Source organism: Streptomyces sp. NPDC048275, from assembly GCF_040652275.1.
In the GTDB taxonomy this organism is placed as follows: Bacteria; Actinomycetota; Actinomycetes; order Streptomycetales; family Streptomycetaceae; genus Streptomyces.
In genome coordinates, this window is the sequence record NZ_JBEZLR010000009.1 from 1 (window position 1) to 17,004 (window position 17,004).

14 protein-coding genes and 1 rRNA gene are annotated in these 17,004 nt (G+C 71.5%); 12 read left to right on the plus strand and 3 right to left on the minus strand.

What is annotated here, in order from left to right; translation table 11 throughout:
* The first annotated feature begins 206 nt into the window (after positions 1 to 206).
* Together rrf and AB0D57_RS08055 are read left to right on the plus strand one after the other, a co-directional pair.
* A 5S ribosomal RNA gene (gene rrf / locus AB0D57_RS08050) occupies positions 207 to 323 on the plus strand.
* A 1,506-nt stretch (positions 324 to 1,829) separates the two neighbouring features.
* The gene (locus AB0D57_RS08055; protein ID WP_362068922.1) at positions 1,830 to 2,666 is read left to right on the plus strand and encodes a hypothetical protein; all 837 of its coding nucleotides are present in this window, start codon (positions 1,830 to 1,832) and stop codon (positions 2,664 to 2,666) included.
* Between the two features lie 63 nt (positions 2,667 to 2,729).
* On the opposite strand, the gene AB0D57_RS08060 is transcribed toward AB0D57_RS08055, so the two are convergent.
* The gene (locus AB0D57_RS08060) at positions 2,730 to 4,022 is read right to left on the minus strand and encodes a DUF1015 domain-containing protein (RefSeq protein WP_362068538.1); all 1,293 of its coding nucleotides are present in this window, start codon (positions 4,020 to 4,022) and stop codon (positions 2,730 to 2,732) included.
* Between the two features lie 70 nt (positions 4,023 to 4,092).
* On the opposite strand from AB0D57_RS08060, the gene AB0D57_RS08065 reads away from it, so the two are divergent.
* The 4 genes from AB0D57_RS08065 to AB0D57_RS08080 all read left to right on the plus strand — a co-directional run bounded on the left by AB0D57_RS08065 (position 4,093) and on the right by AB0D57_RS08080 (position 8,259).
* Positions 4,093 to 5,121, plus strand: coding sequence for an HAD hydrolase-like protein (locus AB0D57_RS08065; RefSeq protein WP_362068541.1), 1,029 nt, complete (start codon positions 4,093 to 4,095; stop codon positions 5,119 to 5,121).
* A gap of 134 nt (positions 5,122 to 5,255) precedes the next feature.
* On the plus strand, positions 5,256 to 6,299 hold the full coding sequence (locus AB0D57_RS08070) for an iron chelate uptake ABC transporter family permease subunit (protein WP_362068544.1): 1,044 nt from the start codon (positions 5,256 to 5,258) through the stop codon (positions 6,297 to 6,299).
* Complete coding sequence (locus tag AB0D57_RS08075) at positions 6,296 to 7,354, plus strand: iron chelate uptake ABC transporter family permease subunit (RefSeq protein ID WP_362068547.1); 1,059 nt, start codon at positions 6,296 to 6,298, stop codon at positions 7,352 to 7,354. The genes AB0D57_RS08070 and AB0D57_RS08075 overlap by 4 nt, the downstream gene beginning before the upstream one ends.
* Positions 7,351 to 8,259: an ABC transporter ATP-binding protein gene (locus tag AB0D57_RS08080; protein WP_362068550.1), complete on the plus strand. Its 909-nt coding sequence runs from the start codon at positions 7,351 to 7,353 to the stop codon at positions 8,257 to 8,259. The genes AB0D57_RS08075 and AB0D57_RS08080 overlap by 4 nt, the downstream gene beginning before the upstream one ends.
* Here the strand turns inward: AB0D57_RS08080 and AB0D57_RS08085 are convergent.
* Positions 8,243 to 8,590: an SCP2 sterol-binding domain-containing protein gene (locus AB0D57_RS08085; protein WP_362068553.1), complete on the minus strand. Its 348-nt coding sequence runs from the start codon at positions 8,588 to 8,590 to the stop codon at positions 8,243 to 8,245. The genes AB0D57_RS08080 and AB0D57_RS08085 overlap by 17 nt on opposite strands.
* Positions 8,591 to 8,632: 42 nt before the next feature.
* Here AB0D57_RS08085 and AB0D57_RS08090 point away from each other — a divergent pair, with 42 nt between their 5' ends.
* The 6 genes from AB0D57_RS08090 (at position 8,633) to AB0D57_RS08115 (ending at position 15,273) form a co-directional block, all read left to right on the plus strand.
* Entirely contained in the window at positions 8,633 to 8,971 is a 339-nt protein-coding gene (locus AB0D57_RS08090; protein WP_362068556.1) for a hypothetical protein, read from the plus strand.
* A gap of 29 nt (positions 8,972 to 9,000) precedes the next feature.
* Entirely contained in the window at positions 9,001 to 9,816 is an 816-nt protein-coding gene (locus AB0D57_RS08095; RefSeq protein ID WP_362068559.1) for a TlyA family RNA methyltransferase, read from the plus strand.
* Positions 9,813 to 10,718: an NAD kinase gene (locus AB0D57_RS08100; RefSeq protein ID WP_362068562.1), complete on the plus strand. Its 906-nt coding sequence runs from the start codon at positions 9,813 to 9,815 to the stop codon at positions 10,716 to 10,718. The genes AB0D57_RS08095 and AB0D57_RS08100 overlap by 4 nt, the downstream gene beginning before the upstream one ends.
* A 208-nt stretch (positions 10,719 to 10,926) precedes the next feature.
* Positions 10,927 to 12,669: a DNA repair protein RecN gene (gene recN, locus AB0D57_RS08105; RefSeq protein ID WP_362068565.1), complete on the plus strand. Its 1,743-nt coding sequence runs from the start codon at positions 10,927 to 10,929 to the stop codon at positions 12,667 to 12,669.
* Between the two features lie 185 nt (positions 12,670 to 12,854).
* Positions 12,855 to 13,613 carry a hypothetical protein gene (locus AB0D57_RS08110; protein WP_362068568.1) on the plus strand — a complete coding sequence of 253 codons (759 nt, stop codon included), beginning with the start codon at positions 12,855 to 12,857 and terminating at the stop codon, positions 13,611 to 13,613.
* A 523-nt stretch (positions 13,614 to 14,136) separates the two neighbouring features.
* The gene (locus AB0D57_RS08115; RefSeq protein ID WP_362068571.1) at positions 14,137 to 15,273 is read left to right on the plus strand and encodes a glycosyltransferase family 4 protein; all 1,137 of its coding nucleotides are present in this window, start codon (positions 14,137 to 14,139) and stop codon (positions 15,271 to 15,273) included.
* A 14-nt stretch (positions 15,274 to 15,287) separates the two neighbouring features.
* On the opposite strand, the gene AB0D57_RS08120 is transcribed toward AB0D57_RS08115, so the two are convergent.
* Positions 15,288 to 16,946, minus strand: a complete 1,659-nt coding sequence (locus AB0D57_RS08120; protein ID WP_362068574.1) for a PucR family transcriptional regulator — start codon at positions 16,944 to 16,946, stop codon at positions 15,288 to 15,290.
* Positions 16,947 to 17,004 lie beyond the last annotated feature (58 nt).

Genomic DNA, 17,004 nt, shown 5'->3' on the forward strand with positions numbered 1-17,004 from the left:
GGTTGATAGGCCAGATCTGGAAGGCGGGTAACCGCTGGAGGTGACTGGTACTAATAGGCCGAGGGCTTGTCCTCAGTTGCTCGCGTCCACTGTGTAGTTCCCAGACAACGAACGGTTGTGCTGGCTGAACAGTTTCACTAATTGAAAAGTGTGCTTGTTCGCTGCCCGTTCAAGACCCTGCTTTTAGGTGGGGTGTCTGAAAGGGTTTCGGTGGTCATAGCGTGAGGGAAACGCCCGGTTACATTTCGAACCCGGAAGCTAAGCCTCACAGCGCCGATGGTACTGCAGGGGGGACCCTGTGGGAGAGTAGGACGCCGCCGAACAATCTTTGGAGGACCTTTGGTCCCAGCGACTCGCTGGGACCAAAGGTCCTTTTTTTGTTTTTCCGAAGCGCGCCGGGTACCCGGCTGCGCGAGAATGACTTGCGGTACCGAAGACAGGAGTCACCCATGTCCCCCAACTCTCCCGATGAGCGACCGGAGCGCGATCAGCGCCGCCGGGACAGTGGTGACCGCGGCGGCTACCGCGGGGGCCCACGCCGTGATGACCGCCGTGATGGTGACCGCGGCGGTGACCGTGGTGGCTTCCGCCGTGACGACCGTCCTGGCGACCGGCGTGATGACCGCAGGGATGACCGCCGTGACGATCGTCGGGGCGATGACCGCGGCGATCGTGGTGGTTTCCGCCGTGATGCCAGTCGTGGTGGTGGGGGTTTCCGTCGGGACGAGAGGCGCGAGGGCGATCGTGGTGGTTCCCGTCCGCCGTTCCGGCGTGACGACCGTTCCACCAGCGGGCCTCGTCGTGACGAGGGTGATCGTGGGTTCCGTCGTGACGGGGACCGTCCGCCGTTCCGTCGTGATGACCGTGGTGAGCGTCGAGACGACGATCGTGGTGGCTTCCGCCGTGATGGCAGTCGTGGTGGTGGGGGTTTCCGTCGGGACGAGAGGCGCGAGGGCGATCGTGGTGGTTCCCGTCCGCCGTTCCGGCGTGACGACCGTTCCACCAGCGGGCCTCGTCGTGACGAGGGTGATCGTGGGTTCCGTCGTGACGGGGACCGTCCGCCGTTCCGTCGTGATGACCGTGGTGAGCGTCGAGACGACGATCGTGGTGGCTTCCGTCGCGATGACAGTCGTGGTGGTGGGGGTTTCCGTCGGGACGAGAGGCGCGAGGGCGATCGTGGTGGTTCCCGTCCGCCGTTCCGGCGTGACGACCGTTCCACCAGCGGGCCTCGTCGTGACGAGGGTGATCGTGGGTTCCGTCGTGACGGGGACCGTCCGCCGTTCCGTCGTGATGACCGTGGTGAGCGTCGAGACGACGATCGTGGTGGCTTCCGCCGTGATGACAGTCGTGGTGGTGGGGGTTTCCGTCGGGACGAGAGGCGCGAGGGCGATCGTGGTGGTTCCCGTCCGCCGTTCCGGCGTGACGACCGTTCCACCAGCGGGCCTCGTCGTGACGAGGGTGATCGTGGGTTCCGTCGTGACGGGGACCGTCCGCCGTTCCGTCGTGATGACCGTGGTGAGCGTCGAGACGACGACCGTGGCGGCTTCCGCCGTGACGATCGGCGAGACGATCGCAGGGACGACCGCCGGGGCGATGACCGCGGTGGTTTCCGCCGTGACGACCGTCGTGACGACCGGCGAGACGGCGACCGTGGCGGCTTCCGGCCCCGCGACGACCGGGGCCGTGACGACCGGAGCCGCGGCCCGCGTCGCGACGACCGGGGCGGCCGTCCCGGTGGTTTCCGCGGCCGTGATGACCGGCGGGGCGACGACCGTGGCGGCTTCCGTGGCCGCGACGAGCGCGATCGGGACCGTGAGCCGATCAAGCGGCTGCCGATCCCCGATGACGTCACGGGTGAGGAGATCGACAACGACGTACGGCAGGAGTTGCTGAGCCTGCCCAAGGGGCTTGCCGAGGAAGTCTCGAGGAACCTGGTGATGGTCGCCCGGCTCATCGACGAGGACCCCGAGGGTGCATACGCGTACTCGAGGATTGCCCTGCGCCTGGCATCGCGCGTCGCCGCTGTGCGCGAGGCGGCCGGGTTCGCCGCGTATGCGAACCAGAAGTACAGCGAGGCGCTCGCCGAGTTCCGGGCCGCGCGTCGCATGACCGGGAACGTGGATCTGTGGCCCGTCATGGCGGACTGCGAGCGCGGCATGGGTCGGCCCGAGAAGGCGCTGGACATGGCCGGTGCGCCCGAGGTGCACAAGCTGGACAAGGCCGGTCAGGTCGAGATGCGGCTCGTGGCTGCCGGCGCGCGGCGGGACATGGGGCAGCTCGAGGCCGCCATCGTGACCCTCCAGAGCCCGGAGCTCGCCTCGAACTCCGTGCAGCCCTGGACCGCGCGACTGCGCTACGCGTACGCCGACGCGCTTCTTGCCGCCGGTCGTGAGGGCGAGGCGCGCGAGTGGTTCGCGAAGGCCGTGGAGTCCGACAAGGACGGCAGCACGGACGCCTCCGACCGACTCGCCGAGCTGGACGGTGTCGAATTCGTCGACGTGCTCGTCGAGGATGAGGGCGAGGGCGAGGAAGAAGCCACGCCCGAGGCCGACGTCGAGGATGAAGAGTACGACGACGAGGACGACGTTCAGGACGAAGCTGCCGCTTCGAAGGGCGAGCAGGCGCCGGTTGTTGAGGGCGGCGACGAGGACGCGCCTCAGAGCTGACGCCAGGCGGATGTAGCGGGGCACGGGCGGCGGGACTCCGGAAGGGGTCCCGCCGTCGGCGTTTCAGAGAACGAGTGCCCGCAGGACCAGCCCCGACGCCGGCTTCGGGCCGAACGACGTCGACTTGCGGGGCATCGTGACGCCTTGGCGGGCGAGATCGCGTACGACCTCTTCGCGGACCGGGTGCATCAGGACGGCCGTGCCGCCGTCGTGTTCCGCCTTGGCGACGGTGGCCGCGGTGTCGTGGATGTACGCGATGTGGGCGGGCGAGTCCTCCGGGATGCCCCAGAGGTGGCCGAGGAGCGTGCTGTGCAGGACGGTCGCGTCCAGGGTGCGCCAGGCCTCGGGGCGGTCGGCCGGGACCGTACGGGCGAGGAGGTCCGGGGACGGGCGGTCGACCAGGTGGAACGCGCCGTCGCCCGCGAGGAGGAAGGCGTTGCCCGAACCGGCCGCTTCGGCGAGGGCCGCCTGGGCCTCGGGAAGGGGGACGTCGAGGTGACGTACCCGGAAGGAGCCCGTGAGGGCGGCCAGCGCGTCCGCGACCGGCAAGCCGTGGAGCAGGCGGTGGATCGCGCGGACGCGGAGCGGATAGCGAACGGTGTCCACCAGGAGCACCAGACCGTAGTCCCAGGGGCTGGGCGAGGGATGTTCGGTACGCAGCCGCAGATACGTCGCCCAGCGATGGTGGCCGTCCGCGATGAGTGCCTGGTGGTTGCCGAGGTCTGTCTGGACCTCGGCCAGATCGACGGGGTCGGTGACCGCCCACAGGCGGTGGTTGAAACCGTCCTCCGTGGTGGTGGAGAGCAGCGGTTCGCGCTCGGCGGTGCGTTCGATGACGGCGGCCGTGCCTACCCGGGAGCCGTTGCCGCGGTAGGTCAGCAGCAGGGGTTCGAGGTTGGCGGCGGTGGCGCGCATCAGGGCCGCGCGGTCCGCGATGATGTGGGGCATGACGTCCTCGTGCGGGAGGACGACGCCGTCGGACGGCTCCGACAGGCGCAGGGCGCCGATGATGCCGCGCTGCAGCATGCCGTCGTCGTGCTGCTCGTAGACGTACAGGCCCGGCTCGGGGTCGGTGGTCAGGACGCCCTTGGACAGCCAGTCGTGCAGGGTGTCCGCCGCCTGGCGGTTGCGGGCGGTGGGGGTTCCGTCCTGAGGGAGGATCAGCCGGACGATGTTGTGCGGGTCTGAGGATTCGAGGTGGAGCAGACCGTCCGGCCGTACGACGACGTCGTACGGCGGAGATGTCACGGCGGCGAGGCTGCCGACCCGGTCGGGGTCGTAGCGCAGGCCCCGGAACGGGGTCAGTTCGAGGCCGATGCGCGCGGGTGTTTGCTCCGCGGGACCTGCATAGTTCATTGAGGCATCGTAAGTGTGTCAGTGGCATGAGCGATGATCGTGGGACAGAGAACGAACGAGGAGATGTGCAATGAGCCAGACCGTCAGGACGCGGCCCGAGGGCAGTGCGCAGGCTCTGAGCGAGGCCTACGACACGGCTCTGCTCGACCTCGACGGGGTGGTGTACGCGGGTGGTAACGCGATCGCGTACGCCGTGGAGTCGCTCGGTACCGCTCGCTCGGGCGGGATGCATCTCGCGTATGTCACCAACAACGCGCTGCGGACGCCCGACGTCGTGGCGGAGCATCTGAGCGAGCTGGGTATACCGACGGGGGCGTCCGACGTCATCACGTCGGCGCAGGCTGCCGCCCGGCTGATCAGCGAGCAGGTGCCGGCCGGTGCGCGCGTGCTGGTCATCGGGGGTGAGGGACTGCGGGTCGCGCTGCGGGAGCGCGGGCTGGAACCGGTCGAGTCGGCCGAGGACGACCCGGCGGCGGTCGTGCAGGGGTTCGGGGGTGCTGAGCTGGCTTGGGGGCGCTTCGCGGAGGCGTGCTACGCCATCGCGCGCGGGGTGCCGTGGTTCGCGTCCAACACCGATCTGACGATTCCGAGCGCCCGTGGGATCGCCCCGGGGAACGGGGCGGCGGTGGAGGTCGTCCGCATCGCCACCGGCGCCGAGCCGCAGGTGGCGGGCAAGCCACTGCCCCCGATGCACCGCGAGACGATCCTGCGCACCGGGGCAAAGCGGCCGTTGGTGGTCGGGGACCGGCTGGACACGGACATCGAGGGCGCGTTCAACGGCGAGGTGGACTCGCTGCTCGTGCTCACCGGCGTGACGGACGGTGCGCAACTCCTCGCCGCTCCGCCGCAGCACCGGCCGACCTATGTCGACGCCGATCTGCGCGGTCTGCTGACCGGACAGCCGGAGGTCGTCGAGGCGGGAAGCGGGTTCCGCTGCGGAGGCTGGACGGCGACGGCCGGGAGTGAGCGGCTGGAGCTGGCGGGTGACGGGGTGGCTCTCGACGGGCTGCGGGCGCTGTGCGCGGCGGCGTGGACGGCCGCCGGGGACGGGGCGTGTGGGGTGGACGGGGGGAAGGCGCTGGCGCGGCTGGGCCTCTGAGGGCGGAGAGTTGATCAGTCCTCCGGCGGAGGGTTGGTCAGCGGCTGCGCGGGGCACATGGAGGCGGACACCGCCGCTGTCGTGACTGGTCACCGGGCATCGAGGTGGCGGCGAGGGTAGGCTAACCTAACCGGGTGTTGGTCGACAGTCCCCCCGAACAGCGCGCGGAGATCGCCCCCGCGCCCCCGAGCCGCCGGGCGATACGCAGCGTCGGGCTCCTCGCTTCCATGGTCCTGCTGGTGCTCGTCGCGCTGGCGAGCGTCGCGATCGGCGCGAAGGCGTTGCCGCTGGATCAGGTCTGGCACGGTCTGTTGCACGACTCGGGGACGTACGCCGACGTCGTGGTCGGCGACCGGCTCTCGCGCACCGTCCTCGGACTGCTCGTCGGTGCCGCGCTCGGGCTGTCGGGTGCCGTCCTCCAGGCGCTCACCCGCAATCCCCTGGCCGACCCCGGACTGCTGGGCATCAACGCGGGCGCGTCCGCCGCGGTCGTCACCGCCATCACCTACTTCGGTGTCACCTCGCTGAGCGGCTACGTGTGGTTCGCCTTCTTCGGCGCGGCCGCGGTCGGGGCCCTGGTCTGGTTCCTCGGCGGCAGCCGGGGCGCGACCCCGGTGCGGCTCGCTCTCGCGGGCACGGCGATCAGCGCCGCCCTCTACGGCTATCTCCAGGCCGTGATGATCATGGATGATGCCGCACTGGGCAAGATGCGCTTCTGGACGGTCGGTTCGCTGGCTTCGGCGACCGACACGACCATCAAGCAGGTGCTGCCCTTCCTTGTGGTCGGCACGCTCGTCGCGCTGGCCCTGGCCCGGCCGCTGAACGCCATGGCCATGGGTGACGACACCGCCCGCGCGCTCGGCGCCAACCTGAACCGCACCCGCGCGCTGTCCATGGCAGCCGCCACCGTGCTGTGCGGCGCCGCGACAGCCGCCTGCGGGCCGATCGTGTTCGTCGGGCTGATGGTCCCGCACGTCGTGCGGTCCTTCACCGGGCCGGACCTGCGGTGGATCCTGCCGTACGCCACTGTCCTGTCGCCTGTGCTGCTGCTCGGCGCCGATGTCATCGGGCGGCTGGTCGCGCGGCCCGCGGAGCTTCAGGTCGGCATCGTCACCGCGGTCCTCGGCGGCCCGGTCTTCATCTATCTCGTACGACGGCGGAGGACGGCGCAGCTGTGACGACCACACGTAAGCCGACTCCCGCCATACGGTCGGTCCGCACACGCGGCGGGTTCTCCGTGCGGCTCGACGTCCGGGGTTTCACCGTCGTGGTGCTGCTGATGGTGGCCGCGCTGGCCGCGAGCGTGGTGCTCATCGGCACCGGCGACTTCCCGATCCCGGCCGTCGACGTCCTCAAGACGCTGGTCGGCAACGGTGACGCGGGCCAGGAGTTCATCGTCAACGACCTGCGGCTGCCGCGGGTCCTCGTCGGCCTTCTGGTGGGCGCTTCGCTCGGGCTCGGCGGGGCGCTCTTCCAGTCCATCTCCCGCAATCCACTGGGCAGCCCGGACGTCCTCGGCCTCGGACAGGGGGCGACGGCCGGCGCGCTCATCATGATCGTGCTGTTCTCCGGGAGCGCGACCCAGGTCGCCTTCGGGGCGCTCATCGGCGGCCTGGTGACCGGAGTCGCCATCTATCTGCTGGCCTGGAAGCGGGGAGTGCACGGATACCGACTGGTTCTGGTCGGCATCGGAGTGTCCGCGATCGTCACGGCGGTCAACGGCTATCTGCTCACCAAGGCCGACATCGTCGACGCGACCCGCGCGGTCGTCTGGATGACCGGATCCCTCAACGGCCGTGACTGGACGCAGGTCTGGCCGCTGCTGGTGATGTGTGCGGTCCTCGTCCCGCTCGTCCTCGGCAACGCGCGGGGGCTGCGCATGATGGAGATGGGCGACGATGTCTCGTACGCCCTGGGGGTACGCGTCGAACGCGTACGACTGCTGCTGATGCTGTGCGCCGTACTGCTCACCGCGGGCGCGACCGCCGCCGCGGGACCGGTCGGCTTCGTGGCGCTCACCGCGCCACAGCTCGCCCGGCGCCTGACCCGGTCGCCCGGACCGAATCTGGTCTCGTCGATGTGCATGGGCGCCACCCTGCTGATCGTCGCCGACTGGGCGTCGCAGCGGGCCTTCGGCGCCGATCAGCTGCCGGTCGGTGTCGTGACCGGAGTACTCGGCGGGGTCTATCTGCTGTGGCTCCTCGTCACCGAGCGCAAGGCGGGCCGGATATGAGCACCTCGGCGAACAAGAACGCCTTGGCGCACCAGAACACCCCGGCGTACCAGAACGCCTCGGCGCACAAGAACACCCCAAGGAGCACTGTGAACCGCCTGTCCGCCGACAACGTCACCCTCGGCTACGACCAGCGCGTCATCGCCAAGCAGCTGTCGGTGGAGATTCCCGACAACTCTTTCACTGTGATCGTCGGCCCGAACGCCTGCGGCAAGTCCACCCTGCTGCGCGCCCTCTCCCGGATGCTCAAGCCCTCCGAGGGGCGGGTGCTGCTCGACGGGCAGATCATCCAGTCGATGCCGGCGAAGAAGGTCGCAAGGACGCTCGGCCTGCTGCCGCAGTCGTCGATCGCGCCGGACGGGATCACGGTCGGCGACCTGGTCGGCCGGGGCCGCTATCCGCACCAGGGGCTGCTGCGCCAGTGGTCGACGGAGGACGAGCGGGTCGTGCAGGAGTCGATGGCCTCGACCGGTGTCGCCGAGCTGGCCGATCGCTATGTCGATGAATTGTCCGGTGGTCAGCGGCAGCGTGTGTGGATCGCCATGGCGCTCGCACAGCAGACCCCGCTGCTGCTGCTCGACGAGCCGACCACCTACCTCGACATCCAGCACCAGATCGATGTGCTCGACCTGTGCGCCGAACTCCACGAGGAACAGGGCCGCACCCTGGTCGCCGTGCTGCACGACCTCAACCACGCCGCCCGGTACGCCACCCACCTCATCGCCCTGCGCGACGGTGAGGTCATCGCCGAGGGCGCGCCCAGCGACATCGTCACGGCCGAACTGGTCGAGGAGGTCTTCGGGCTGCGCTGCCAGGTCATCGACGACCCGGAGACGGGGACGCCGCTGGTGGTGCCGGCGGCGCGCAAGGCACGCGCGCGTGTACCCGCTACAGAAGCTTCCTGAGGCGGAGCAGATCGAGCAGGCTCGCTTCCAGTTTCACCCGGCCCGACCCCCAGGCTCTTGCGAAGTTCAGCTCCCCGTTGACCATGGCGACCAGATCGTCGCCGGCCATGGTGAGTCTGATCTGGGCTTTCTCGCGCGGAGGCCCCTGGAGCGTGTCCAGCACCTTGATCCGGCCATCCTCGAGGCGGCCGGCGAAGGTGATGTCCAGGTCGGTGATGCGGCAACTCAGCGAGCGGTCCAAGGCCGCCGCCTCGCGCACGTTTCCGTCGGCGCTCGCCATATTGTCCGAGAGCTTGTCGAGTGCGCTGCGGCACTCCTCAATCGTGGCCATCGTGATCGACGGTACCGCAGCGCTACGGGGTAGCGTCGGGGCATGAGCGACTCAGTGTCGGAGACCGGGTCTCCGCGGGACGAGGTGCCGGAGCCGGAGGTTCCGGTCGATGTCGAACCCGGGTACGACCCTGCCGCCCCGGCCCCGCTGAACGTCCCGCGCGTCCCCACCGGCAATGCCGAGGTCGACGACCAGCTGGACCGGCTTGCCGACGCCGACCACCTCGCCACGGACGGACACGTCGAGGTGTACGAGGATGTACACCGGGGGCTGCGCGACGCGCTGACCGCGCTCGACGCCCGCCCGGGACCTCCGGCGCCCCCGCCCACCCGTCACCCGACCACCACCCCTCAACGAGGCCCTTCGGGCCGCACCTTTTGATTCCAACGACCGCAGGAGCTGAACCGAACGTGGCAGGAGTGGCACGCCGCCGCCTCGACGCCGAGCTGGTCCGCCGGAAGCTCGCCCGCTCGCGCGAGCACGCCGGGCAGCTGATCGCCGCGGGCCGGGTCACCGTCGGAAAGACCCTCGCGACCAAGTCCGCCACCCAGGTGGAGACCGCGGCCGCGATCGTCGTCACCCAGGACGACAGCGACCCCGACTACGTCTCGCGCGGCGGGCACAAGCTCGCGGGCGCCCTGGCCGCCTTCGTGCCACAGGGGCTGACTGTCGAGGGACGGCGTGCGTTGGACGCCGGAGCGTCCACCGGAGGCTTCACCGACGTGCTGCTGCGCGCGGGCGCCGCCCACGTGGTCGCCGTCGATGTCGGCTACGGGCAACTCGCCTGGTCTCTGCAGAGCGATGAACGCGTCACGGTCAAGGACCGTACGAACGTACGCGAGTTGACGTTGGAGGCGATCGATGGGGAGCCCGTGGATCTTGTTGTCGGGGATCTGTCCTTCATCCCACTCGGCCTGGTGCTGCCCGCCCTCGTGCGGTGCGCGGCGCCCGACGCCGATCTGGTGATGATGGTCAAGCCGCAGTTCGAGGTGGGGAAGGAACGGCTGGGGAGTGGTGGTGTCGTACGCAGCCTGGAACTGCGCGCCGAGGCGGTGCGCGGGGTGGCCCGGCGGGCCGCGGAACTGGGTCTCGGGGTGAAGGGCGTGACCGCCAGCCCGCTGCCCGGGCCCTCGGGCAATGTCGAGTACTTTCTGTGGCTGCGTGCCGGGGCGCCCGAACTCGACCCGGCCGACGTTGACCGTGCAGTGGCGGAGGGGCCGCGTTGACACAGACCCGAGCTCGTACTGTTTTCCTGCTCGCCCACACCGGGCGGCCCGCTGCGATCCGCAGCGCCGAACTCGTCGTCCAGGGGCTGTTGCGCTCTGGGCTCGGGGTGCGCGTCCTGGAGGCGGAGGCGGCCGATCTGCCGCTGCCTCCCGAAGTGGAGCTGGTCAAGGAGGCCACTCCGCAGTGCCTCGACGGATGCGAGCTGCTGATCGTCCTCGGCGGTGACGGCACGCTGCTGCGCGGCGCCGAGTTCGCCCGCGCCTCCGGGGTGCCGATGCTCGGCGTCAACCTCGGCAGCGTCGGGTTCCTCGCGGAGGCCGAGCGGGACGACCTCGACAAGGTCGTCGACCGGGTCGTCACCAAGGCCTACGAGGTCGAGGAACGCATGACCGTCGACGTCGTCGTGCACCAGAACGGCAACATCGTGCACACCGACTGGGCGCTCAACGAGGCCGCCGTGCAGAAGGTCTCCGCCGAGAAGCTCCTGGAGGTCATCCTGGAGATCGACGGGCGGCCGGTGACCGGCTTCGGCTGTGACGGCATCTGTCTGTCCACGCCGACCGGCTCCACGGCGTACGCCTTCTCCGCGGGCGGGCCCGTGGTGTGGCCGGAGGTCGAGGCGCTGCTCATGGTGCCGATCAGCGCGCACGCGCTGTTCGCCAAGCCGCTCGTGACCTCGCCGGACTCGGTGCTCGCGGTGGAGGTGCTGCCGCACATTCCGCCGGGGGTGCTGTGGTGCGACGGGCGGCGGACGGTGGAGTTGCCGCCGGGGGCGCGGGTGGAGGTGCGGCGGGGGGCTGTGCCGGTGCGGCTGGCTCGGCTGCACCATGCGTCGTTCACCGATCGGCTCGTGGCCAAGTTTGCGTTGCCGGTGGCGGGGTGGCGGGGGGCGCCGCACTAGAACGTGCCCGGCGCCACGGGTACTGCCCGGGCGCCGGGCCACCCCCGCGTAGGCGGGGAGCAACGAATCCGTAACTCGTCCAGGACGGACACGACCGGATCACCCCCGCGTGGGCGGGGAGCCTTCTGGGGAACGAGGCCTGCCCGGAGAAGGTAACGCCCGGCTCTCGTTGCGGGGGCGGCGTCGCACGGGGCCAGGAAAACCTCGTATGGTCGGGGGCGTGTTGGAGGAGATGCGGATACGGTCGCTCGGAGTCATCGACGACGCGGTCGTCGTGCTGTCGCCCGGCTTCACCGCCGTGACAGGTGAGACCGGTGCGGGCAAGACGATGGTGGTCACCAGCCTCGGGCTGCTGCTCGGTGGGCGCGCGGACCCCGCGCTGGTGCGGATCGGCGCCAAGAACGCGGTCGTGGAGGGGCGGATCGCCGTACCCGCGCGCGGAACGGCGGTCGTACGGGCCGAGGAGGCGGGCGCCGAGCTCGACGACGGGGCGCTGCTGATCAGCCGTACCGTTTCGGCCGAGGGGCGCTCGCGGGCGCACCTGGGCGGGCGTTCCGTGCCGGTGGGGGTGCTTGCCGAGATCGCCGACGAGCTCGTCGCGGTGCACGGGCAGACCGACCAGCAGGGACTGCTCAAGCTGTCCCGGCAGCGGCAGGCGCTCGACCGGTACGCCGGGGACGCGGTCGCCGTGCCGCTCGCCAAGTACGCGGGCGCCTACCGGCGGCTGCGGGCCATCTCCGCCGAGCTGGACGAGATCACCACGCGCGCGCGTGAGCGGGCCCAGGAAGCCGACATGCTGCGCTTCGGGCTCGACGAGATCGCGGCGGTCGAGCCGCGCGCGGGCGAGGACGTGGAGCTGGGGGCGGAGGCGGAGCGGCTGGGCCACGCGGAGGCGCTGGCCTCGGCCGCCACGGCCGCGCACGCCGCGCTCGCGGGCAATCCCGAGGACCCGGAGGGCATCGACGCGGCGACGCTCGTCGCGGGGGCCCATAGGACGCTGGAGGCCGTACGGTCGCACGACTCGTCGCTCGCCGAGCTGTCCGGGCGGATCGGCGAGATCAACATTCTGCTGCGCGATGTGGCGGGGGAGCTGGCCGGGTACGCCGACGACCTCGACGCCGATCCGTTGCGGCTCGCGGCGGTCGAGGAGCGCAGGGCCGCACTCACCCAGCTGACCCGGAAGTACGGCGTGGACATCGACGCCGTGCTGGCGTGGGCCGAGCAGGGCGCCGCGCGGCTCCTCGAACTCGACGGCGACGACGAGCGGATCGACGAGCTGACCGGCGAGCGGGACGTGCTGCGGACGGAACTGGGCGGGTTGGCACAGGCATTGACGGAAGCCCGTACGGAGGCCGCCGAGCGGTTCGCCGGCGCCGTGACCGCCGAGCTGGCCTCGCTCGCCATGCCGCACGCGCGCGTGTCGTTCGAGATCCGGCAGAGCGACGATCCTGCGGGCGTGGAAATCGGTGGGCGTACGGTCGCGTATGGGCCCGCGGGTGTCGACGAGGTCGAGTTGCTGCTCGCGCCGCATCCTGGGGCGCCGCCACGGCCCATTGCCAAGGGGGCGTCCGGTGGTGAGCTCTCGCGCGTGATGCTGGCGGTGGAGGTCGTGTTCGCGGGGACCGACCCCGTGCCGACGTATCTCTTCGACGAGGTCGACGCGGGTGTCGGCGGCAAGGCCGCGGTCGAGATCGGGCGGCGGCTGGCCAAGCTCGCCAAGACCGCGCAGGTGGTGGTCGTCACGCATCTGCCGCAGGTGGCCGCGTTCGCCGATCGGCAGTTGCTGGTCGAGAAGACGAACGACGGGTCGGTCACCCGGTCCGGGGTGAAGGTGCTGGAGGGGGAGGACCGAGTTCGGGAGTTGTCCCGGATGCTGGCGGGGCAGGAGGACTCGGAGACGGCTCGGGCACATGCGGAGGAGTTGCTGGCCACGGCTCGGGCAGACGGGTAGCCGTCGGCGGGCCGGGGCTTCCTCGCCGCTCCGCGGTGGGGGTTTCTGCACCGCTCCGCGGCTTGGCCGTGACCGCTCCGCAGTCGCTCTTCGCCGCTCCGCGCCGGTTTCCCGCCCGCCCCCCTCGGGACTGCTCCGCAGTCCCCGCATCCGGCCCGCTCCGCGGGCGCCCCTAGGGTGGTCGCATGATCGCACTTGCCGGCCGGAGCGCCACGTTCACCGCCGTCGCCGCGCTGACCCGCGCGAGCATCACCGCCCTCCGCTCCACAGCACCCGGCGGCCCCGCCCGTTGGGAGCGCAAGAACTACGCCGGGCGGACCGTCGAGTTGTACGCGGGGCCCGCCGCTGCCGTGGGAGCGGCGCTCGGTGCGGCTCGGGCCCATCGTGGCGCCGGGTTCGCCGTCCTGGCCGCCGGTGCGTGCGGGGCGTACGACGATGTCGCCGGGGCGGATGACCCACGGCGTGGGTTTCGGGCGCACCTTGGGGCGCTGCGGGACGGCGAAGTGACCAGTGGGGCGGTCAAGTTGTTCGGGATCTCGGCCGCGGGGCTGGTGGCGGGGGCGCTCCTCAAGGAGCGTCTCGTGGACAAACTGCTCGCGGGGGTCGTGATCGCTGGGAGCGCACACTTCGTCAACCTGGTGGATGTCCGCCCGGGCAGGGCTGCCGGTGCCGTGCTCGGGTTGAGCGCGCCCGGGCTGCTGCGCGGGGGGCCCGCAGGGCGGCTGTCGGCCGCGGCACTGGGTGCGGCGGTGGCCGTCCTCCCCGACGACCTCGGCGAGCGCGCGATGATCGGCGACGCCGGGGCCCACGCGCTCGGCGCCGCGCTGGGCACCGCCATCGTCGCGGGCAATGGCCGGGCCGGGCTCGTCGCCCACGCCGCGGCGTTGGTGGCCGCGACGGTGTACGGGGAGAAGGTCAGCGACCTGGCGCGGTCGCTGGGGTGAGGGTGAGCGGAGGGGCGGCCTGTCGTGCGGAGGGCGTTGCGAGGTGCTGAGGCGCGCTGAGAGGCGCTGAGAGGGTGTGCGCCGGTGTGCGGGGAAGTGTGCGTGCGACTGTGTGCTCCAGGAGGCTTCGCGCGCGGCGGTCAACCCCGTGACACCCCAGGTCGGCCCCACATCGCCGGTGACATCACCGCAACGCCTCACTCGCACCCGCGCTCGACAACCGCGCCCGAAACCACGGGTTTTCTCACTCGTGTGAGTGACAGGCGTCGTCGAGTTGGCCGATGACACGGGAACCGTGCTCCGATGGCTGTCCCGGAACACCCGTGCGGCCTGGCATCCTTGACGTAGTACGTGGAGCGCGACGTGCGGTACACCCCGCCGCACATCCTTCTGCACGTCCCTCTACGCATCGTTCCGCACGTCTTTCCGTACGTCCTTCTGCACGTCCTTCTGCACGTCTCTGTTGGATCCTTCTGTACGTTCCTTCGTGACCGTCCGACGCCGAACCAGGAGCCCCGGCCACGTGAGCCACGTGAGCAGCCACTCACCGCACGGCCAGTCGCCGCTGCGCACCGTGCAGGTGCTCGGCGGCGGCAGCGCGGGCAGCAGCGCCCATGTGCGGTCGCTGGCCTCGGGCCTCGTCGCCCGGGGGGTGCGGGTAACCGTGTGCGCCCCCTCCGCTGCCGATCGTGTGTACGGATTCACGGGTGTGGGCGCCCACCACATCCCGGTCCCGCGCAGCAGTGACCCCACCTCCGTGGCCGCGCTGCGGACGGCCTGCGCGGACGCCGATCTCGTGCACGCGCACGGGCTGCACGCCGCGTTGCGGGCCGCGCTCGCGCTCAGCGGGCGGCGCACCCCGCTGGTCGTCACCTGGCACACCCGCTCGCACGCCGAGGGGGCGCGCGCCCATCTGCTGCGCCTGCTGGAGCGGAGGGTGGCCAAAGCGGCCGCGGTGATACTGGGCACCTCGTCCGACCTGGTGGATCGCGCCCGCCGCAGGGGAGCGCGGGACGCCCGGCTCGCCGCCGTCGCCCTCCCGACGCCGCGCAAGGCCGTCGAGTACGGGGACCTGGACCGGCTCCGCCACAAGGCGCGGGCCGAACTCGGTGCCACCGAGCGCCCGTTGCTCATGGCGGTCGGTTCCCTCGACCGGCACCGCGGGTACGACACCCTGCTGGACGCCACGCGCGCGTGGCGCGCCCTCGATCCCGTGCCGCTCCTGGTGATCGCCGGCGAGGGGCCGCAGCGTACGGTCCTCCAGCGGCGGATCGAGGACGAGGAACTCCCGGTCCGGCTCCTCGGACGGCGCGACGACGTCTCCGAACTGCTCCTGGCCGCCGATCTCGCGCTGCTGCCGAGCAGTTGGGAATCGCGCTCCGTCCTCGCCCAAGAGGCCCTCCACGCGCGCGTACCGCTGGTGGCGACCGCTGTCGGAGGCATCCCCGAACTGGTCGGCGACGCGGCCGAACTCGTCCCGTACGGCGACGCGGAGGCGCTCGCCGAAGCCGTCGCACGCCTCCTTGAGGACCCGGCGAGTCGCGAGCTGCTCAAGGAGAAGGGCGTTCAGCAGGCGGCCACCTGGCCCACCGAGGACGAGAACGTCGCCCAAGTGTTGAGTGTCTACGACGAGTTGACGCAGTACCGGCCCCTGGGCTGACCAAGGCCGCCGGGCTAGGGCACATGCCTGCGCGCGCGAAGGGCCAGGCTCAACGCCAGTACCGTCTGCGGGTCGTCGAGGTCGGTGCCCAGCAACTCCCCGATCCGGGCCAGGCGGTTGTAGAGCGTCTGCCGGTTGAGGTGCAGCTCGCGGGCCGTCTCGGCCTTGCGGCCCGCGTGCGCCAAGTACGTCTCCAGGGTCGGTAGGAGCGGCGGCTTGGAGCGGTTGTCGTGGTCGCGGAGGGGGCCGATCGCGCGGTCCACGAAGGCAGCCAGGTCCGGGTGGTCGCGCAGCCGCCACAGCAGCAGGTCGATGTCCAGGCGGCGCGCGTCGTACCAGGGGCGGTCCGACAGTCCCTGCGCCGCCGTCGCCGTCTCCGCCGCGTGCCGCAGGCCCGCCGAAGCCGCCGCCCAGCCGCCCGCGACCCCGACGACGACCACCGGCGGCTGTGCGCCGGGCCGCTGCATCCCCGCGCGCTCCACACCGGTCCGCAAGGCGGCCGCCACCCGGTCCGCGACCGCCGAGCGCTCGGACTCCGAACGCAGCCCGAGGAGCAGCGGGACGCGGCCTTCGACCGGACGTACGCCCAGCAGGACCGGCACCCCCACCGAGGCCAGTTCCTCCGCGACGGCGCGCGCCAGGACGGCCCAGCCTCCCCCGGAGGCGGTACCGCCTCCGGGGGACAGCCCCTCGGCGAGCCGCATGACGACCGGCAGGAGCGGGCTGCCGCCGGGCTTGAAGCCGAGTACGCGGGCCTGTGCCGGGGCGTCCTCGGCCTCGATCCGGCCCTCCGCGAGGTCGGTCAGGAAGTCACCGCGTCCGCGCGCCGCGAGCTCCTCCTCCTGGCGGGCCTGCATCAGGACGACGGCGAGGATGCCCGCGGCCCGCTCCGCCGCGATCCGGTGTACGGGGGCGATCGGGGCGCTGACGGGCAGCAGGACCAGCCGGGCCCGTACCGAGCCCGGGCCGGGGCCGCCACCCGGCACGTCCACGAGCGTCGTCCCGGCGGGCGGAGCCTCCTTGTGCTGGCCGCGCAGCCCCTCCCACACCTGGAGCGGATCGGCGCCCGCGGAGCCGGCCCCGGCGGCGTACAGGAGCTGCCCGTCCGCCGTCTCCAGGAAGACGGGGTTGCCGCTGAAGTCCGCGAGGATGCCGAGCACCTGGGGTACACCGCCGCCGCCGAGCAGGGCCTCCGTACAGCGCCGATGCACTTCCTCGGCCCGCTGGAGCAGCGCGTAGTGGCCGTTGACGATCTCGGTGTGGATCTCCTCCGTGACCGCGACGAAGGGCACCTCGCGGTGCAGCTGGACCAGGGGGAGACCGGCGGAGCGAGCCGTCTCCACGAGTGCCGCGGGCAGCCGGGTGAAGCGCGGGCCGAGCTCCACGACGAGGGCCGCGATACCGCGCTCGGCCAGCGTACGGACGAAGGCGCGCTGGTCGGCCGGGCGGGTGCCTAGGCCGTAGCCCGTGGTCAGGAGCAGTTCGCCGCCCTTGAGGAGCGAGGCGATGTTCGGGACCTCGCCCGCGTGCACCCAGCGCACGGTGCGCTGCAGCCGGTCGGCGCCCGCGAGGATCTCCGGCAGCCCGCTGCGCAGCCCGGGCAGCTCCAGAGCCCGCTGCACGGTGATTCCGGCGCCCTGGGTGTCGTCACGGCTGTCCAAACGGCTGTCCATGCAGCGGACGCTACCGGTGGAGGGCTTGCGGAGGCATGTCCGTGGTCTGCGGCGCTTG

Bases quoted from the DNA above. Each gene is read 5' to 3' on its own strand.
- AB0D57_RS08120 (WP_362068574.1), bottom strand. From the start codon at position 16,946: ATGGACAGCCGTTTGGACAGCCGTGACGACACCCAGGGCGCCGGAATC.
- AB0D57_RS08065 (WP_362068541.1), top strand. From the start codon at position 4,093: ATGAGCCAGACCGTCAGGACGCGGCCCGAGGGCAGTGCGCAGGCTCTG.
- AB0D57_RS08085 (WP_362068553.1), bottom strand. From the start codon at position 8,590: ATGGCCACGATTGAGGAGTGCCGCAGCGCACTCGACAAGCTCTCGGAC.
- AB0D57_RS08090 (WP_362068556.1), top strand. From the start codon at position 8,633: ATGAGCGACTCAGTGTCGGAGACCGGGTCTCCGCGGGACGAGGTGCCG.
- AB0D57_RS08110 (WP_362068568.1), top strand. From the start codon at position 12,855: ATGATCGCACTTGCCGGCCGGAGCGCCACGTTCACCGCCGTCGCCGCG.
- recN (WP_362068565.1), top strand. From the start codon at position 10,927: ATGGTCGGGGGCGTGTTGGAGGAGATGCGGATACGGTCGCTCGGAGTC.
- AB0D57_RS08060 (WP_362068538.1), bottom strand. From the start codon at position 4,022: ATGAACTATGCAGGTCCCGCGGAGCAAACACCCGCGCGCATCGGCCTC.
- AB0D57_RS08080 (WP_362068550.1), top strand. From the start codon at position 7,351: ATGAGCACCTCGGCGAACAAGAACGCCTTGGCGCACCAGAACACCCCG.